The following is a 14,598-nucleotide window of genomic DNA, read 5'->3' as shown; positions in this document are numbered from 1 at the left end:
ATCCGCGCGAGACCTTTTGTTACACGCCCGCGAATCCACCTTACAAATGAGCGGGCCTTGAAACATAGCCGGCAGGTACAGTGATTGAACGGACCCGGCCCATTGCCGCGTCCGCCGGAGATCAGTCATGACACATGCCAAGCAGCCCGCGCAGCCAGCCGGGATCCAACGCCGGATGAGCGGCTATACGCTGATCGCGGCCGCCGTCGTCGCGCTCGCCGTGCAGATCGCACACGCGCAGGAAGCGCCACCTCCGCCGCAAAACGCGGCGGGCGTCGATCAGTCGGGCGGCGATCCACCTGGGCGCATCGCGCGTCTGAACTATACGGCGGGCGCCGTGACCACCGAGCCCGCCGGCGCGACCGACTGGTCGTACGCGCAGATCAACCGGCCGCTGACGACCGGCGACCAGCTGTGGACTGACCAGAACGCACGCTCCGAGCTGCACATCGGCTCGACTGCGGTGCGCCTCGGCCAGAACACGAGCCTCGACGTGCTCAATCTCGACGACACGACCGCGCAACTGAAAGTCGCGCAAGGCACGCTGTCGACGCGTGTGCGCGAGCTCGCGCCGGGGTCGTCGTATGAAATCGACACGCCGAACCTCGCGCTCGGCGTGACCGGTCCCGGCGACTACCGCGTCGACGTCGCGCCCGACGGCAGCAGCACCACCGTCACCGTGCGCAGCGGCAGCGCGGTCGCGTACGGCGACGGCGGCCAGGTGCCGATCGCGGCGGGTCAGCAGATCCGCTTCGCCGGCACCAGCCTGCAGCAGCTCGCCGACAACCGCGTGCCCGCTGGCGACGAACTCGACCGGTGGGCCGCCAGCCGCGACGCCACCGAAGACCGCTCGCCGTCGGCGCGCTACGTGTCGCGCGACATCCCCGGCTACGAGGACCTCGATGCCAACGGCACATGGCGCGAGACGCCGCAGTACGGCGAAGTGTGGACGCCGAACGCGACACCGGCCGGCTGGGCGCCGTATCACGACGGCCATTGGGTCTGGCAGGCGCCTTGGGGGTGGACCTGGGTCGACGACCAACCCTGGGGCTTCGCGCCGTATCACTACGGCCGCTGGGCCGAGGTCGACGGCACATGGGCGTGGGTGCCCGGTCCGCTCGAAGCGGATGCGGCGCCCGTCTATGCGCCGGCGCTGGTCGCGTTCGTCGGCGATGACGACGGCGGCGTCGACTGGGGTGTCAACCTGGCGGTCGGCGGCGTCGTCGCCGCGGGCGTCGCGTGGTTTCCGCTCGGGCCGGGCGAGCCGTGGCATCCGCATTGGGGCGATCACGACCGCTGGAGCCCCGGGTACTACAACCGCGTGAACCGCACGACGATCGTCAACGACTACCACCGCAACGTGAACATCCACAACACGTACGTGAACTATCGCGTGCCGGGCGGCGTGACGGCCGTGCCGGCGACCGCGTTCGTGCATGGTCAGCCGGTGCGACGCTTCTCGCAGAAGGTCGATCCCGCGCAGTGGCGCAACGCGCGAATCAACCCCGGCGCACCGGGGATCGCGCCGGTGCGCGAGAGCTTCGGGTCGGATCTGCGGCGCGCGAATTACCGGCCGCCGGCGAGCGTCGTCGGCCGCCCGGTCGTCGCGACGCGTCACCCCGTGATGCCGGCCGCGTACCACGACGAGCTCGCGCAGCGCTTCGCGCAAAGCGGCGGCGGACGGGTGCCCGGCGGCGGCCAGCCGATCGTGCGCACCTCGGTCCCCGCGCATATGACCGGCGCACCGGGCGCGCTGCCGATGGCGAACGTGCGGGTCGTGCAATCGCACGTGCCGGGACGTCCGCCGGGCATGGCGGCGGGTGCGCCCGGTACGCCTGGCGCGGCCGGTGGTAATGCGCCGCATGGCCTTGAGCAGGCCGGTCAGCGGCCCGGCGAAGCCGGCGCCGTGGGACCGCATGGCGAAGCCCCGCAGGGGCGTCCGGGCATGCCGCCGCAGATGGTCGGCAACGCGCATCCGCCACAGCCAGGCGAGGCCGGGATTGCGGGCAATATGGGCCATCCGTCGAACGGGGTGCCGCGGCCGCCGCAAGCAGGCGGCGGTAATCCAGCCAACTCGGGCGCGTACACACGGCAGCACGGCGCGCCGCAGGAATGGGGCGCGGTCGGCAGATCGCAGCCGGCATGGACGCAGCCCCATACGCCGATGGCGCAGCAGGCGCCGCACATGGGGCAGCCGGGCGGGCCGCAACAGCCGAATTTCGCGCAGCAGCCGGGTGTGCCGCATGCGCCGGAAAACCTGGCCGCGCAGCAGGCGCGTGGGCAGGACGGGCGTCCTCCTGCGATGCAACAGGCGCAGCAGCCGCGTGTCGAATCGCGTCCGCAGCCGATGCCGCAAGCCCGGCCCGAGCCGCAGTTCCAGCAGGCGCAGCAGCCGCGCCCCGAACCGCGTCCACAGCCGATGCCGCAAGCCCGGCCCGAACCGCAGTTCCAGCAGGCGCAGCAGCCGCGCCCCGAACCGCGTCCGCAGCCGATGCCGCAAGCCCGGCCCGAGCCGCGTCCGCAGATGCAGCAGCCGCGCCCCGAACCGCGCCCCCAGCAGGTGCAGCAGCCACGTCCGCAGCCGCAGCCGCAACCGCAACACGCCGAGCAGCACCAGAGCGGCGGCAATCGCGACGACCATCACAGGAGCTGAGCAGCTCACCCACCGTCCTGGATACGAAAAAGCCCCGCGATGCACACCATCGCGGGGCTTTTTCCTCTTTGACGAGAACGAACGCTACCGCCCCGCTCCCACCGACATCAGATCGCCATCGGCGCCGTCAGCGGCTCATGATGTCGATAGCCGATCAGCGAGAAATCCGCCGGCTCGATTTTCTCCAGCCATTCCGGCTCGTACACGCCGGTCTTCGCGTAGTCGGGCACGCGATCGGAAATCGCGAGTCGCGGACTCTCGTACGGTTCGCGCTTGAGCTGGTGATGCAGCATGTCGAGCTGATTCTCGTAGATGTGCGCATCGCCGATGAAATAGCTGAACCAGCGCGGCGTATAACCCGTCAGGCGTCCGACCAGATGCAGCAGCGCCGCACCCTCGGTCAGATTGAACGGCGTGCCGAGCCCGACGTCGTTGCTGCGGATATACAGGCACAGCGAAATTTCGCGGCGCGTAACGTTCGGCAGAAACTGGTACAGCAGATGGCAGGCCGGCAGCGCGATCTGATCGAGCACGGCCGGATTCCAGGCATGGAACAGAATCCGACGATCGGCGGGGTTCTGCATGATCGTGTCGAGACACTGGCGCAACTGGTCGATCGCCTTGTAAAGCAACACCTTCGAGCGGCCTTCTTCGTCGAACTGCGTGATCACGCGGAAGCCGCGCGCCTGCGCGTCGGCGAGCTGCGCGCTCGCGCTGGCGTCGAGCACCTTGTAGGCCGGCCACTTGCGCCATTGCACGCCGTAGACGTCACCGAGATCATCCGGGCCCTCGCGATACGGATTGGCGAGCCACTGCGCGTTCTGGTTCGCGTTGCCGTCCCATACCTTGCAGCCGAGCTCGCGGAAATCCGCGGCGCTGCGCGAAGCACGCAGGAACCCGACCAACTCGCCGATCGCCGACTTGAACGCGAGCTTCTTCGTCGTGACCGCGGGAAAGCCTTGCTGCAGATCGAAGCGCAGCATCGCGCCGGGCATGCTGATGGTGCGGATGCCGGTGCGGTTTTCCTGCCACGTGCCGGTGTCGAGAATCGTGCGGACGAGGTCCAGGTATTGTTTCATGCGGTTTCCTTCGACGCGGCGCGAACCCGATCGGGTGCGCTCACGGAATTGAGCAAATCCGGATTCTAGCAAGCGTGACCGGACGCCGCCTGGGCAGGGCGCGCCACATGGGAAATATCGAGGGGGAATTCAGACGGAACGGAAAAGACCGCGGGACACGATCTAGGAGCGGCGACACGCTCACGCATCCGCGCTTCGAGGCGGCGCTGGCCGGATGGAATCGCCGTGCCCGAATCGTGCAGCCAACCGATTCAAACCGGCAGAGCCGCGAGTCTCGCAGCGACGCGCCTTCACATTCATATACCGCGTCGCCAGCCTCGCCGCTCGCCCGCCATCTACAGATGCTGCACCGACGCCGGCAATTCGCTGTGCGGCGCCGACATCGGCTCGCCTTCCATATGTCGCATGCCGTGCGAGCACAGCAGCCGGTACAGCGTCACCCGCGAGATGCCGAGTTCCTGCGCCGCGTCTCCGAGCCGCCCGCGATGCCGCAGCAACGCAAGCTCGATCGCCTGACGCTCGGCCGCTTCGCGCGCCTGCGCGAGCGACACCGGCACGATCTCGACATATTCGGCAAGCTCCAGGTCGCGCGCGGTGATCGCGCGGCCCTCCGACATGACGATTGCGCGCCGCACCCGGTTGATCAGCTCGCGCACGTTGCCCGGCCAGCCGTAGTTATGCAGTGCGGCGATCGCATCGGGCGCGAAGCCGCGGAGGCGCCGGCTCGCATCCTTCTTGAAACGTTCGAGCATGTGCCGCGCGAGCAACTCGATATCCTTGCCGCGCGCGCGCAGCGGCGGCTCGTCGATCTGCAGCACGCACAGGCGGTGATACAGGTCGGAACGGAAGCGTCCTTCGATCATCGCCGCGGTCATGTCCACGTGCGTGGCCGAAATGATGCGCACGTCGACGTCGATCGCGGTATGTCCGCCGAGCCGCTCGACCTTGCGCTCCTGCAGGAAGCGCAACAGGCTCGCCTGGCTTTCGAGCGGCAGATCGCCGATTTCGTCGAGAAACAGCGTGCCGCCGTTGGCCGCCTCGACCCGGCCGATCTTGCGCTGGTTCGCGCCCGTGAACGCACCGCGCTCGTAGCCGAACAATTCCGATTGCAGAAGATGCGGGGGGATCGCGCCGCAATTGATCGGCACGAACGGCGCGTTGCGCCGCGCCGAACGTTCGTGAATCGCGACCGCCGTCAGCTCCTTGCCGGTGCCCGATTCGCCGGAGATGAACACCGGCGCGTCGGTCATCGCGACCTTGCGGATCGAGCGGAACAGCGCGAGCATCGCGTCGCACGAACCGACCATCTCGCCCTCGGCGCCCTGCGAGCCATCGTGCGAGGCCGTTTCGCTCAGCGAGATCATGCCGTACGCATGACCGACCGAGTCGACGATACGATCGCCCGAATATGGCACCGTCACGTAATCGAAACAGTAGTCGCGCACGAGCCGGCGCAACGCGGCGTCTTGCAGTTGGCCAGGCGTGGTGGCAGCGACCCAGCCGACGTTCGGCATGGTCAAACAGGATTCAAAAGCGGCGATTTCGTGCGGCTGGAAATCACTGGACAAATCGAGCAGGCCGCCAGCTGCCGTTCCGGTGCGCACCGCCCGGCGCGCATCGCGCGCCGAACCCACGACTTCGACATGCCAGCCGCGCTGCAGAAAACGCGTATTCAGTTCCGCGCTCGGGTCACGCGAAACGTAAATCAGTTGCCGCGTTGCGGGTTCCATTATTCAGATCCTCTCGTCAACGAACGTTAAGGACGACGCATGCACCTGAAACTGCGGTTCAGACACGCTGACTCGTCCGGGATTCGCGAATCGCAAAACCCGAACGGCCATTCCATTCCGTGCGGACAGCTGATCCCCAAGAAAGCGGCGTGTGTGTTTGAAACGGCCTGATATGGGCCTTTTTTAAATCTGAAGCTGTTTTCGAGAGCTTACTATACGCGCGCCGCTTCGAAAACAATTATGCGAATTTAATCAATGGACCCCTTACCCATAAAGGATTACCGGGCGATTGCGAATTATTCAGCCGACAAATAAAACATTAGTGGAAGCGCTTTTCGTGGCGTTCTCGCGACGGTAGTCCGATCTTGCCGATTAACGAATTATAGGTATTTTCTGCTGACCCGTTTCAGTGCTGCAACGTTTTTTCCTGATTTGGAACGCATTAGTTGTCTTTCTGCTGGTTAGCGCCAGACGTATCAATGGATTGCGAGCGATGGCACACGTTTCGCTAAAAGGCGTGCACCAGGGAGACACATCATGCGACTCGCATTCCGCATCGATCTGATAAGCCGCGGCGCACCGTATCTAGCGATTTGCGCAGCCCTCGCGTTCAGCACCCTGCCGGCGAATGCCGGCACCCCGACAGCGCAAGCCGCCCCGGCTCGATCCGCCACGCTGGCGGATTCCAACGAAGCCATCGATCCCGCCTCCGCCAGCCTGCAAGCCACCACGCCGGTTGCCGCGGAGGACGACAGCCAGATTGCCGCCGGCGCGTCGAACCCGGCCGCCGATGCTGCATCGGTGAACGATATTTCGCTCGATGACCAGATGCTGTCACGTCAACGCGGCGGCGCGGTCGGCATGTTGATGGTCGCCGCGACGCCGCAGCTGATGCAAAGCGGCGGCAGCCAGGTGACGTTGTGGGACGAGATCGCCCCGCCCTCGCCGCTGCCAGTGCCCGTCGACGCCGCGCGCGCCGCCCAGGGCAACGTCGCGACATACCAGCGCAAGTAAGCACGGCGAGCCAAAAGCACCAAAAGCACAAACAGCACAAACAGCACATAACCAGGCAATGCAGGACCGGTGGTCGCGCGGCAGGTAACGCGCCCCACGACGGCGGGACACAAGTAACAAGAGAGAAGGGACCGGGACATGAGTACGAACCACCAGACGCCGCACGCCCTCGGGCTGCCGGCGGCGTCGTTCAGCAACGCTCCCGTCTTGCCGCGCGCCGCTTTGGGCGGCAGCGCCCTCCTCGCCAGCGTCCTCGTCGTCGCCTGCTTCGCGAGCCATGCCTATGCCGAGCAGGTCGCCAATCCGGGCGACATCATCGTCGAGCGCAGCGTCACGCCGCGCGACGCGTTCGTCCCCGTGCCACGCGAGCAGGACCCGGTCGCGGTGCGCGCCACCACGTTCCCCGCCAACTCGTTCGATCCGACGATCGCGACGCTCGTCGGCGATTCCGATCTGACGAACGCGCATGGCTCGACCGGCGTCGCCGCGGGCGGCGCGCTCGGCGGCACCGGCATGCAGGCCGTCACGCAGATCCTCTCCGGCAGGGCGACCGGCAACACGATCCCGCTGAACGCGGGCGGCATCGGCGGACCGGCGGCGGGCGTCGGCGGCACGGTCAGTTCGTCGGTGACGGGCTCGCTCGCGCCGCTGTCGAACGTGCTCGGCGGCGCGCTCGGAGGTCTGAAATGAGCTCGCGCCTTCTCCTCTCGCTGCCATCGCTCCAACTACTCGGAGTCGCTTCGGGCCGCCCGGCCCTGCGCGTGTGCACGTGCCTGTGCATGGCGGTCGCCGCGCTCGTCGCCGGCGCGGCCCACGCGCAGTCGCAAGCGGTGCCGGTCGTCGGCGCCACCGCGACGATCGGCGCCGGCGCGGGCATGGGCGCGACGGGCGCGCTCACGGTCAACGAAACCGCTGGCCTCGACAACGCGCAAGCCAATCAGATCACGGTGACCAACGGCGCCGCGCTCGGCAACGCGAACGCGAGCGTGCAAAGCGCGTCGGTGGCCGCGAACGTGACGAGCGCGCGAGCGTCGATCGAAGCCAATGCGTTTTCGAACACTTCCGGCGCGGTGCTGGTGAACCAGTCGGCCGGAGCAGGGAATCTGCAGCGCAACAGCACCCAGATCGGGACTGCGGCGCTCGGAGTCGAGACCGTCTCGGATGGGGAGCTATCCGCGACGGCCCCGAAAAACGGTAGTCCGGGGCAGTCGAACGCGATTCACGGCGTGCGCGAGGCAAGCATTTCCAGCGATGCCTTTCGCAACGCCAGCGGAATCGTGCAGATCAACCAGGCAGCCGGCGCCGGTAATGCCACGGCAAACAGTTTTGTGCTCCGTCCCCCGGCGGGCACTTTTCTTAACTGACCACACTTAAGTATCGGAGCGAATCATGAAGCGCACTCTTATTGCCACGGCCGTTCTCGTTGCCGCGTCCGGCAGCGTGCTTGCCGCGCCGCAGAAGGCCTACCTGTTCAATACGACGGTCGTCGGCGAGATGGTCGGCGTCGAAGGTATGGTCGGACTGTTTGGCTGCGTGCACGTCTCCAGCACTGCCGACGCGGTGATCAACAACAATCAGATGGTCAACGTGAACGCGACGCTCGATCCGCAGGCGCAGAGCTATACCACCGGCAACGTGACCACGACCATCAACAACAACAGGAGCTCGGTCAGAGGCGGCGGCGCGGCATTCGCATTCACGACGCAAAGCCATACGTCGTCGAGCTCGGCCTCGCAGGGCTTCGAAGCCTCCGGCGGCTATGCGTACGGCAGCCGGAGCGCGAGCGTGACGAGCGGCGGCTATGAAACGAGCCAGCAGGCAGCCGGCATCGCGGGCGGCTTCTCGCACACGAGTCAGAACTCGGGCGGCCATATCTCGGCGGGCGGCTCGATCGGCGGCAGCTACAGCTACCAGGACCACAACACGTTCTCGCACGGCAGCGGCTCGTTCAACGCCCACGGCGGCCTGCAAGCCGGGTATCGCGAATCGAGCTACTCGAACTCGTCGGGCGTCGCCGGCGGCTTCGAAGCGAGCGAAGCGTCCGGGCAAAGCCGTTCGTGGGGCTTCAAGGCGAACGAAGGCTCCGGCTATGCGATGGTCGGCGAGCAATCGTCGGGCTACTCGCGTAGCAGCTCGTCATCGAGCAACGCGTACGGCGCCGCATGGGGCATCGACGCAGGCATGACGACGACCGACGTGACGACCCGCGGCACGGTCACGCAGCACATCAACAACCAGGCGGCCGGCACACTGAACGCGACCACCGGCACCAACGCGGCCAGCAACGTGTCGGGCAACCTCGGCATCAACATCGCGGAAGGCATCGACAACGCGCAGAGCAACGACGTATCGCTCGCTTCGGTCGACGTCGGCAACGTGTTCGGCAACGCGCAGGACTTCAACGTGCAGTCCTCGGGCGGCAGCGCGACGATCCACAACTTCAATCTGAACGCGTCGGTCGGCAACGGGTCGCTGTCGGGTGTGACGGGTAACGTCGGCGTGAACATCGCGTCCGGTATCGGCAACGCGCAGGACAACGCGCTTGCCGGCGCAGTGACGACGACCTCGCCGGGCAAGGCGATGACCACCGCGATGGATGCGACGGACGACAACTCGCAATCCGCCACGATGGCCGTTCACGGGCAATTCCAGGGCACCGCGAGTCTGGGTGCCGATACGTTGAAAGGCGCCTCCGGCAACATCGGCGTGAACATCGCCGGCGGCGCGGGCAACCTGCAGCACAACGGCCTTGCCATCGCGGCGCTGAACAGCGGCAAGTAAGCCGACGAAGCGACGGGCGCAGGCAAGCAGAAGAACCACGAAGCAGTCGGAAGGGCGCGCCGGCAGCCGCAGAAGCTGCCGGCGCGGATCGGGTGGGAGACCAGCATGACCGGGTTCGAGGGGTTCCCGGCGCTACCGTTCGCCGTAGCGCTGGCAGGCTGTGTGCTGTGCGCGGGTCACGCCGCCGCACAGTCGAGCATCGACACGTCCACGTTCGCCGGCGTGCCATTGACGAAGACGGTCCGCTCGATGAAGGACCTGCGCTACAACCACATCGTCAGTCAGCAGCTCGACTACAGCTGCGGCGCGGCGGCGCTCGCCACCCTCCTCAAGTACGGCTACGGCATCGATATTCCGGAGACCGAACTGATTCGCCGGATGATGGTCTTCTCGACGCCCGAAGTCGTCGTCAAGAACGGCTTCTCGATGCTCGACATGAAGCACTTCGTCGAAACCATCGGACTGCGCGGCCGCGGCTTTCGCGTCAACGTCGACGCGCTCCACCATCTGCAGATCCCCGTGATGGTCCTGATGAACATGGACGGCTACGAGCATTTCGTGATCGTCAAGCATGCGCAGGACGGCCGCGTGTTCATCGCGGATCCGGCGCTCGGCAATCGCATCGTGCTCGAAGAGGACTTCGCGAAGACCTGGAACGGCCTCGTGTTCGCGGTCCTCGGCAAACCCTTCAGGGAGGATTCACCGCTGTTGCAGGACAACGAGTCGCTCGCGCTGAAGCTGCGCGCCGCCGCGCTGGCGGCCGGCACCGCCGCGACTCCCTTTTTCGAGTACGGCTTGAACAAGGCAGACATGTTCTGAACCCGCCATGAAGTCACACTTCACACAGCTTGGGTTCGTGCTCTGCGCCATCGCTTGCGGCGCAAGCAGCGTTGCCCATGCTTCGGAGGGCGCCGCCTCGCCACCGGCCCCCGAACTTTCGATACCGCCCGAGCCGGGCGCCGCGCCGCTGCGGGTGCAGCTCGTCGGCGACGACGTGCTCGCGACCCAGACCGGCAAATACGCCGGCGCGACGATGATCTCCGGCTTCGTGCTGAACGTCATTTCGCAATGGCAGCTGCCCAACGGCGCGAGCGCGCTCGCGCAAGGGTCGCTGAGCGCGGTGCAGAACGGCAGCGGCCAGCTCACGAGCTCCGTCAGCACGTTCGCGAGCGTGAGCGGCGGCGCGCACGGCCATGCGGACGATTCGGGCGCCAACCCGAATGCCCAGGCACGCGGCGGCCAGAGCATCGGCGTCAACGGCGTGTCGCAGGTCACCCAGGTCGCGGGCGATCGCAACAGCGGCGCCAACTCCGCGCTGATCGACTTCAGCAACAGCGCCGTGACGCTGACGGGCACCGCCAATGCGCCGTCGGCCTCGGCCAGCAATTCGAGCGGCTCCGTGAAGGCCGGCATTTCGTTCGGCAGCAACGGCGTGAACGTCGCGCTGCAGACACCCGCTGGGCTCGCCACCCAGACCATCGCGCCCAGCAACGGGCAGATCGCCCAGTTGCTGCAGATTGCAGGCAATAACCAGCAAGTCGTCAACGTCCTGCAACTGCATCTGCAAACCCAGCAGATGTCGGCTTCGATGCTTCGTCAGTTGGGCGTACTGCAGGCACTGCAAAACAGGAGATAACGAGGCGGGCCGCCACCCGCCAACTGCATCGCAAGCAGTAAAGAGACGGCCGTGCAGTCAGCACCGCGCGACCGGACCACCGGGGGAGCAAAAAATGAAAAAAGTGTCATCGACCAGGGTGCCGCGCATGGCTCTCGCAGCCATCCCGGCCGCCGTCATGCTTTGGGCTCTTTGTCAGTCGGCGAACGCGCAGGCGCTCGCCGGTCAATCCGTGGAGGAGCGTCTGAACACGCTGATGCGCGTCGTCGACGAGCAGCAGCGACAGATCCATTCGCTCGAACGCCAGGTCACCGACCTCGAGATGGCGCAACGCGGACGCGGCGTGCCGGGTGCCGGCGCCCCCGCGGGCACCGACACGGTGGCCGAGCAGCCCGGCGCCGACGGCTTGCCGGTGCCGCTGCCGCCGCTCGCGCAGGTCCTGCCCGGCGCGCCCGCGCCGGGCGGCGCCACCGGCACCGCGACCGGCGTGCCGGTCAATCCGCCGCTGCCGGAGGGCAGCAATGCGGGCGGCCTGCCCGCCGCCACCGACGGCAGCGGCGCGGTCGGCCAGACCCAGCGCGCGAACGAACCGGTGCGCACCCAGGCCGAGCAGGCGGTCGTGCAACGCGAACATGCGCCGCTCTTCGACCACAAGCTGACGATGGACCTCGGCATCAGCGACACCTACTACGACCGTCGCCAGCTGCAGTTGTCGGGCTTCCTCGCGCTCGACGCGATTTTCCTCGGCAACATCAATCTCGGCCAGACCAAGTCGCACCAGGTGATGGCGGACCTCGACACGCGCTACGGCGTGTCCGACCGCATCAACGTCGACGTCGACGTGCCGTACGTGTACCGCCACAGCAACTTCATCGTCGGCGGCGCGGGCGGCGCGGCGAGCACGCTGTCGGACGCGACCGTGTCGAGTCACGACATCGGCGACGTGAACTTCGGCATCTACTACCAGTTCGTCAGGGAAACCAATGCCATGCCGGACGTGGTCGGCAGTCTGCGCGTGAAGGCACCGACCGGCAGCTCGCCGTTCGGCGAAAAAGTCGTGCAGGTCAATGCGGACAACACCAACCTGGTCGCGCCGACCACGCTGCCGACCGGCACCGGTTTCTGGAACATCACCGCGGGTCTGTCGGTGCTGAAGACCTACGACCCGGTCGTGCTGTTCGGCAGCGTTTCCTATACCTACAACATCGCGCGGTCGTTCGCGGACATCTCGTCGGTAGAGGGACAAGTCGAACCGGCGACCGTCAAGCTCGGCGACATCGTGCAGTTCGGCGGCGGCGTCGCGCTCGCGTTCTCCGACAAGGATTCGGCCAGCGTGTCGTTCACGATGGCGCTCGAGCCCGAATCGCAAACCAAGGCTCCGGGCGGCACCTACCAGAAGGTGCCGGGCAGCGAGACCACGGCCGCGGTGATGAATTTTGGGCTGAACCACGTCGTGAACAAGCATCTGACCATCAACGGCTCGGTATCGATCGGACTCACACCCGACGCGCCGAACTTCGTGGTCGGCATGCGCTTTCCGTACACCTTCTGACGTGCCAACGATAAGAGGTCGAACGTGCGTGAATCACCTCATCTGACTAGTGTGGCTTCCGTCGCGGCAGCGGGATCGCATCTGTCGCTCGCGGTGCCCAAGCACGCCGCCGTGTCATCAGCGGCCGCGGCGCCAGCCATCGCGCCACCGGCAAGCAACGAAGCCGATGGCCCGGCGCGTGCCGCGGTGCGTGGCCTCGAGCGACAGCTGCTGTACGTCGCGCGCACGCCCGACGAAACGCTGATCGCGCATCTGAGAAGCCGCGGCTGGCAGGTCGCGGCCGCGCGCTCGACGCACGAACTCGGGCGGCTCGTGAAGCCCGACATCGCCTGCGCGGGGATCGTCGATCTGGCGAGCTTTGCGCCGCGCGACATCGGCGGGCTCGAGGCGAGCCTGCGTCAGCAGCAGATCGGCTGGATCGCGCTCGCGACCGGCGAGCGGCTCAACGATCCGCTCGTGCGACGCCTCGTGCGCCACTACTGCTTCGACTTCGTGAAGCAGCCGGTCGCGCACGCGACGATCGACTATCTGGCCTGCCATGCGTTCGGCATGGTCACGCTGTGCGACCCGGAACTGCCGCCGCCCGTCAGCGAAGCGGGCGACGAGGAAATGGTCGGCACCTGCGAGGCGATGCAGCAGCTCTTTCGCACGATCCGCAAGGTCGCGAACACCGACGCGAGCGTGTTCATCGCGGGCGAATCGGGCACCGGCAAGGAGCTGACCGCGCTCGCCATTCACGAGCGCTCGCCGCGCCGCAAGGCACCGTTCACGCCGATCAACTGCGGTGCGATACCGCATCACCTGCTGCAATCCGAACTGTTCGGCTACGAGCGCGGCGCCTTCACCGGCGCGAATCAGCGCAAGATCGGTCGCGTCGAGGCGGCCGACGGCGGCACCCTCTTTCTCGACGAGATCGGCGATCTGCCGCTCGAAAGCCAGGCGAGCCTGCTGCGCTTTCTGCAGGAAGGCAAGATCGAGCGGCTCGGCGGGCGCGAATCGATTCCGGTCGACGTGCGCATCATCTCGGCGACCCACGTCGATCTCGACGGCGCGATGCGCGAAGGCCAGTTCCGCGCGGACCTGTTTCATCGCCTGTGCGTGCTGCGCGTCGACGAGCCGCCGCTGCGCGCGCGTGGACGGGACATCGAGATTCTCGCGTATCACATCCTGCACAAGTTCAAGACCGACAACGCGCGCAAGATTCGTGGCTTCACGCCGTCGGCGATCGAGGCGCTCTACAACTACAACTGGCCCGGCAACGTGCGCGAGCTGATCAACCGCGTGCGCCGCGCGATCGTGATGGCCGAGAACAAGCTGATCTCCGCCGACGACCTCGACCTCGCCGGTTTCGCCGAGCAGGAGAGCATGACGCTCACGCAGGCGCGCGAGGCTGCCGAGAAGCGCGCGATCGAGGCGGCGCTGCTGCGCCATCGGCACCGCTTGAACGAGGCGGCGGTGGAGCTGAACATTTCGCGTGTGACGCTGTATCGGCTGATGGGCGTGCATGGTTTGCGCGAACCGGGTGCCGTCGACGACAAGGGAGCGTTCGCGGCGGACGGCCCGGCGCGGGGGTGAGCGGCACATGAGCGGCACATGAGCGGCGGGTGGGCGAAGGCGCGTCGGGTAGAATCGTCGGATTACCTTCCACTTACCATTCGATGACGACGCTCACCCTGATCGTCGCTCGCGCCAGCAACGGCGTGATCGGCCGCGACAACGAGTTGCCCTGGCGACTGCCCGAAGACCTCAAGTTCTTCAAGCGCACGACGATGGGCGCGCCCATCATCATGGGCCGCAAGACGCATGAATCGATCGGCCGGCCGCTGCCGGGTCGCCGCAATATCGTCGTTACGCGCGATGGCGCGCGGCGCTTTCAGGGCTGCGACACCGCGACCAATCTCGACGAAGCGCTCGCGCTCGCCGCGCAGGACCAGGCGCCGCAGGCGTTTCTGATCGGCGGCGCGCAGCTGTACGACGAAGGGCTGCGCCACGCGCACAAGCTGATCGTCACCGAAATCGCCGCCGACTTCCCCGGCGATGCGACCTTCCCCGCGATCGACCCGCATGTGTGGGAAGAAATCGCGCGCGAGGCGCATCACTCGAATGCGCCGAACGACTTCGATTACGCATTCGTCACGTATCAACGCAAGGAGCACTGACGGCGCGCGATGCAG

Annotated in this window: 12 protein-coding genes; 10 read left to right on the top strand and 2 right to left on the bottom strand. The window is 66.7% G+C overall.

Annotated features, from left to right (window positions below; translation table 11 throughout):
* The first annotated feature begins 127 nt into the window (after positions 1-127).
* Positions 128-2,653 (top strand): DUF6600 domain-containing protein, encoded by a 2,526-nt coding sequence (locus EVC45_RS11630; RefSeq protein WP_129958143.1) that lies wholly within the window; start codon positions 128-130, stop codon positions 2,651-2,653.
* Positions 2,654-2,760: 107 nt separating this feature from the next.
* Here the strand turns inward: EVC45_RS11630 and EVC45_RS11625 are convergent, their stop codons facing one another.
* Together EVC45_RS11625 and EVC45_RS11620 are read right to left on the bottom strand one after the other, a co-directional pair.
* The gene (locus tag EVC45_RS11625) at positions 2,761-3,732 is read right to left on the bottom strand and encodes a thymidylate synthase (protein WP_129958142.1); all 972 of its coding nucleotides are present in this window, start codon (positions 3,730-3,732) and stop codon (positions 2,761-2,763) included.
* 335 nt (positions 3,733-4,067) lie between these two features.
* Complete coding sequence (locus EVC45_RS11620) at positions 4,068-5,462, bottom strand: sigma-54 dependent transcriptional regulator (RefSeq protein WP_129958141.1); 1,395 nt, start codon at positions 5,460-5,462, stop codon at positions 4,068-4,070.
* Positions 5,463-5,999: 537 nt separating this feature from the next.
* Between EVC45_RS11620 and EVC45_RS11615 the strand changes: the two genes are divergently transcribed.
* The 9 genes from EVC45_RS11615 (at position 6,000) to EVC45_RS11575 (ending at position 14,583) form a co-directional block, all read left to right on the top strand.
* Entirely contained in the window at positions 6,000-6,476 is a 477-nt protein-coding gene (locus EVC45_RS11615; protein WP_129958140.1) for a hypothetical protein, read from the top strand.
* 138 nt (positions 6,477-6,614) lie between these two features.
* Positions 6,615-7,166, top strand: coding sequence for a hypothetical protein (locus tag EVC45_RS11610; protein WP_129958139.1), 552 nt, complete (start codon positions 6,615-6,617; stop codon positions 7,164-7,166).
* Positions 7,163-7,840 carry a hypothetical protein gene (locus tag EVC45_RS11605; RefSeq protein ID WP_211193410.1) on the top strand — a complete coding sequence of 226 codons (678 nt, stop codon included), beginning with the start codon at positions 7,163-7,165 and terminating at the stop codon, positions 7,838-7,840. Before EVC45_RS11610 ends, EVC45_RS11605 begins: the two co-directional genes overlap by 4 nt.
* A gap of 25 nt (positions 7,841-7,865) precedes the next feature.
* Complete coding sequence (locus tag EVC45_RS11600) at positions 7,866-9,257, top strand: hypothetical protein (RefSeq protein WP_129958138.1); 1,392 nt, start codon at positions 7,866-7,868, stop codon at positions 9,255-9,257.
* Positions 9,258-9,362: 105 nt separating this feature from the next.
* Entirely contained in the window at positions 9,363-10,076 is a 714-nt protein-coding gene (locus tag EVC45_RS11595; protein WP_129958137.1) for a C39 family peptidase, read from the top strand.
* A gap of 7 nt (positions 10,077-10,083) precedes the next feature.
* A complete protein-coding gene (locus EVC45_RS11590; protein ID WP_129958136.1) occupies positions 10,084-10,893 on the top strand; it encodes a peptidase C39 in 810 nt (269 codons plus the stop codon).
* A gap of 94 nt (positions 10,894-10,987) precedes the next feature.
* Positions 10,988-12,424, top strand: coding sequence for a hypothetical protein (locus EVC45_RS11585; protein WP_129958135.1), 1,437 nt, complete (start codon positions 10,988-10,990; stop codon positions 12,422-12,424).
* A 24-nt stretch (positions 12,425-12,448) separates the two neighbouring features.
* Positions 12,449-13,999 carry a sigma-54 dependent transcriptional regulator gene (locus tag EVC45_RS11580; protein WP_129958134.1) on the top strand — a complete coding sequence of 517 codons (1,551 nt, stop codon included), beginning with the start codon at positions 12,449-12,451 and terminating at the stop codon, positions 13,997-13,999.
* Between the two features lie 83 nt (positions 14,000-14,082).
* Positions 14,083-14,583: a dihydrofolate reductase gene (locus EVC45_RS11575; protein WP_129958133.1), complete on the top strand. Its 501-nt coding sequence runs from the start codon at positions 14,083-14,085 to the stop codon at positions 14,581-14,583.
* The last annotated feature ends 15 nt before the right edge of the window (positions 14,584-14,598 follow it).

Origin of the sequence: Paraburkholderia sp. UYCP14C (genome assembly GCF_004197395.1) — a bacterium.
In the GTDB taxonomy this organism is placed as follows: Bacteria; Pseudomonadota; Gammaproteobacteria; order Burkholderiales; family Burkholderiaceae; genus Paraburkholderia.
The sequence above is the reverse complement of the archived record's forward strand: the minus strand, read 5'-3'. Positions and strand labels throughout refer to the sequence as shown.

Coding starts and splice junctions, on each gene's coding strand:
- EVC45_RS11585 (WP_129958135.1), top strand. CDS start 10,988: ATGAAAAAAGTGTCATCGACCAGGGTGCCGCGCATGGCTCTCGCAGCC.
- EVC45_RS11630 (WP_129958143.1), top strand. CDS start 128: ATGACACATGCCAAGCAGCCCGCGCAGCCAGCCGGGATCCAACGCCGG.
- EVC45_RS11595 (WP_129958137.1), top strand. CDS start 9,363: ATGACCGGGTTCGAGGGGTTCCCGGCGCTACCGTTCGCCGTAGCGCTG.
- EVC45_RS11625 (WP_129958142.1), bottom strand. CDS start 3,732: ATGAAACAATACCTGGACCTCGTCCGCACGATTCTCGACACCGGCACG.
- EVC45_RS11615 (WP_129958140.1), top strand. CDS start 6,000: ATGCGACTCGCATTCCGCATCGATCTGATAAGCCGCGGCGCACCGTAT.
- EVC45_RS11600 (WP_129958138.1), top strand. CDS start 7,866: ATGAAGCGCACTCTTATTGCCACGGCCGTTCTCGTTGCCGCGTCCGGC.
- EVC45_RS11590 (WP_129958136.1), top strand. CDS start 10,084: ATGAAGTCACACTTCACACAGCTTGGGTTCGTGCTCTGCGCCATCGCT.
- EVC45_RS11610 (WP_129958139.1), top strand. CDS start 6,615: ATGAGTACGAACCACCAGACGCCGCACGCCCTCGGGCTGCCGGCGGCG.
- EVC45_RS11575 (WP_129958133.1), top strand. CDS start 14,083: ATGACGACGCTCACCCTGATCGTCGCTCGCGCCAGCAACGGCGTGATC.
- EVC45_RS11605 (WP_211193410.1), top strand. CDS start 7,163: ATGAGCTCGCGCCTTCTCCTCTCGCTGCCATCGCTCCAACTACTCGGA.
- EVC45_RS11620 (WP_129958141.1), bottom strand. CDS start 5,462: ATGGAACCCGCAACGCGGCAACTGATTTACGTTTCGCGTGACCCGAGC.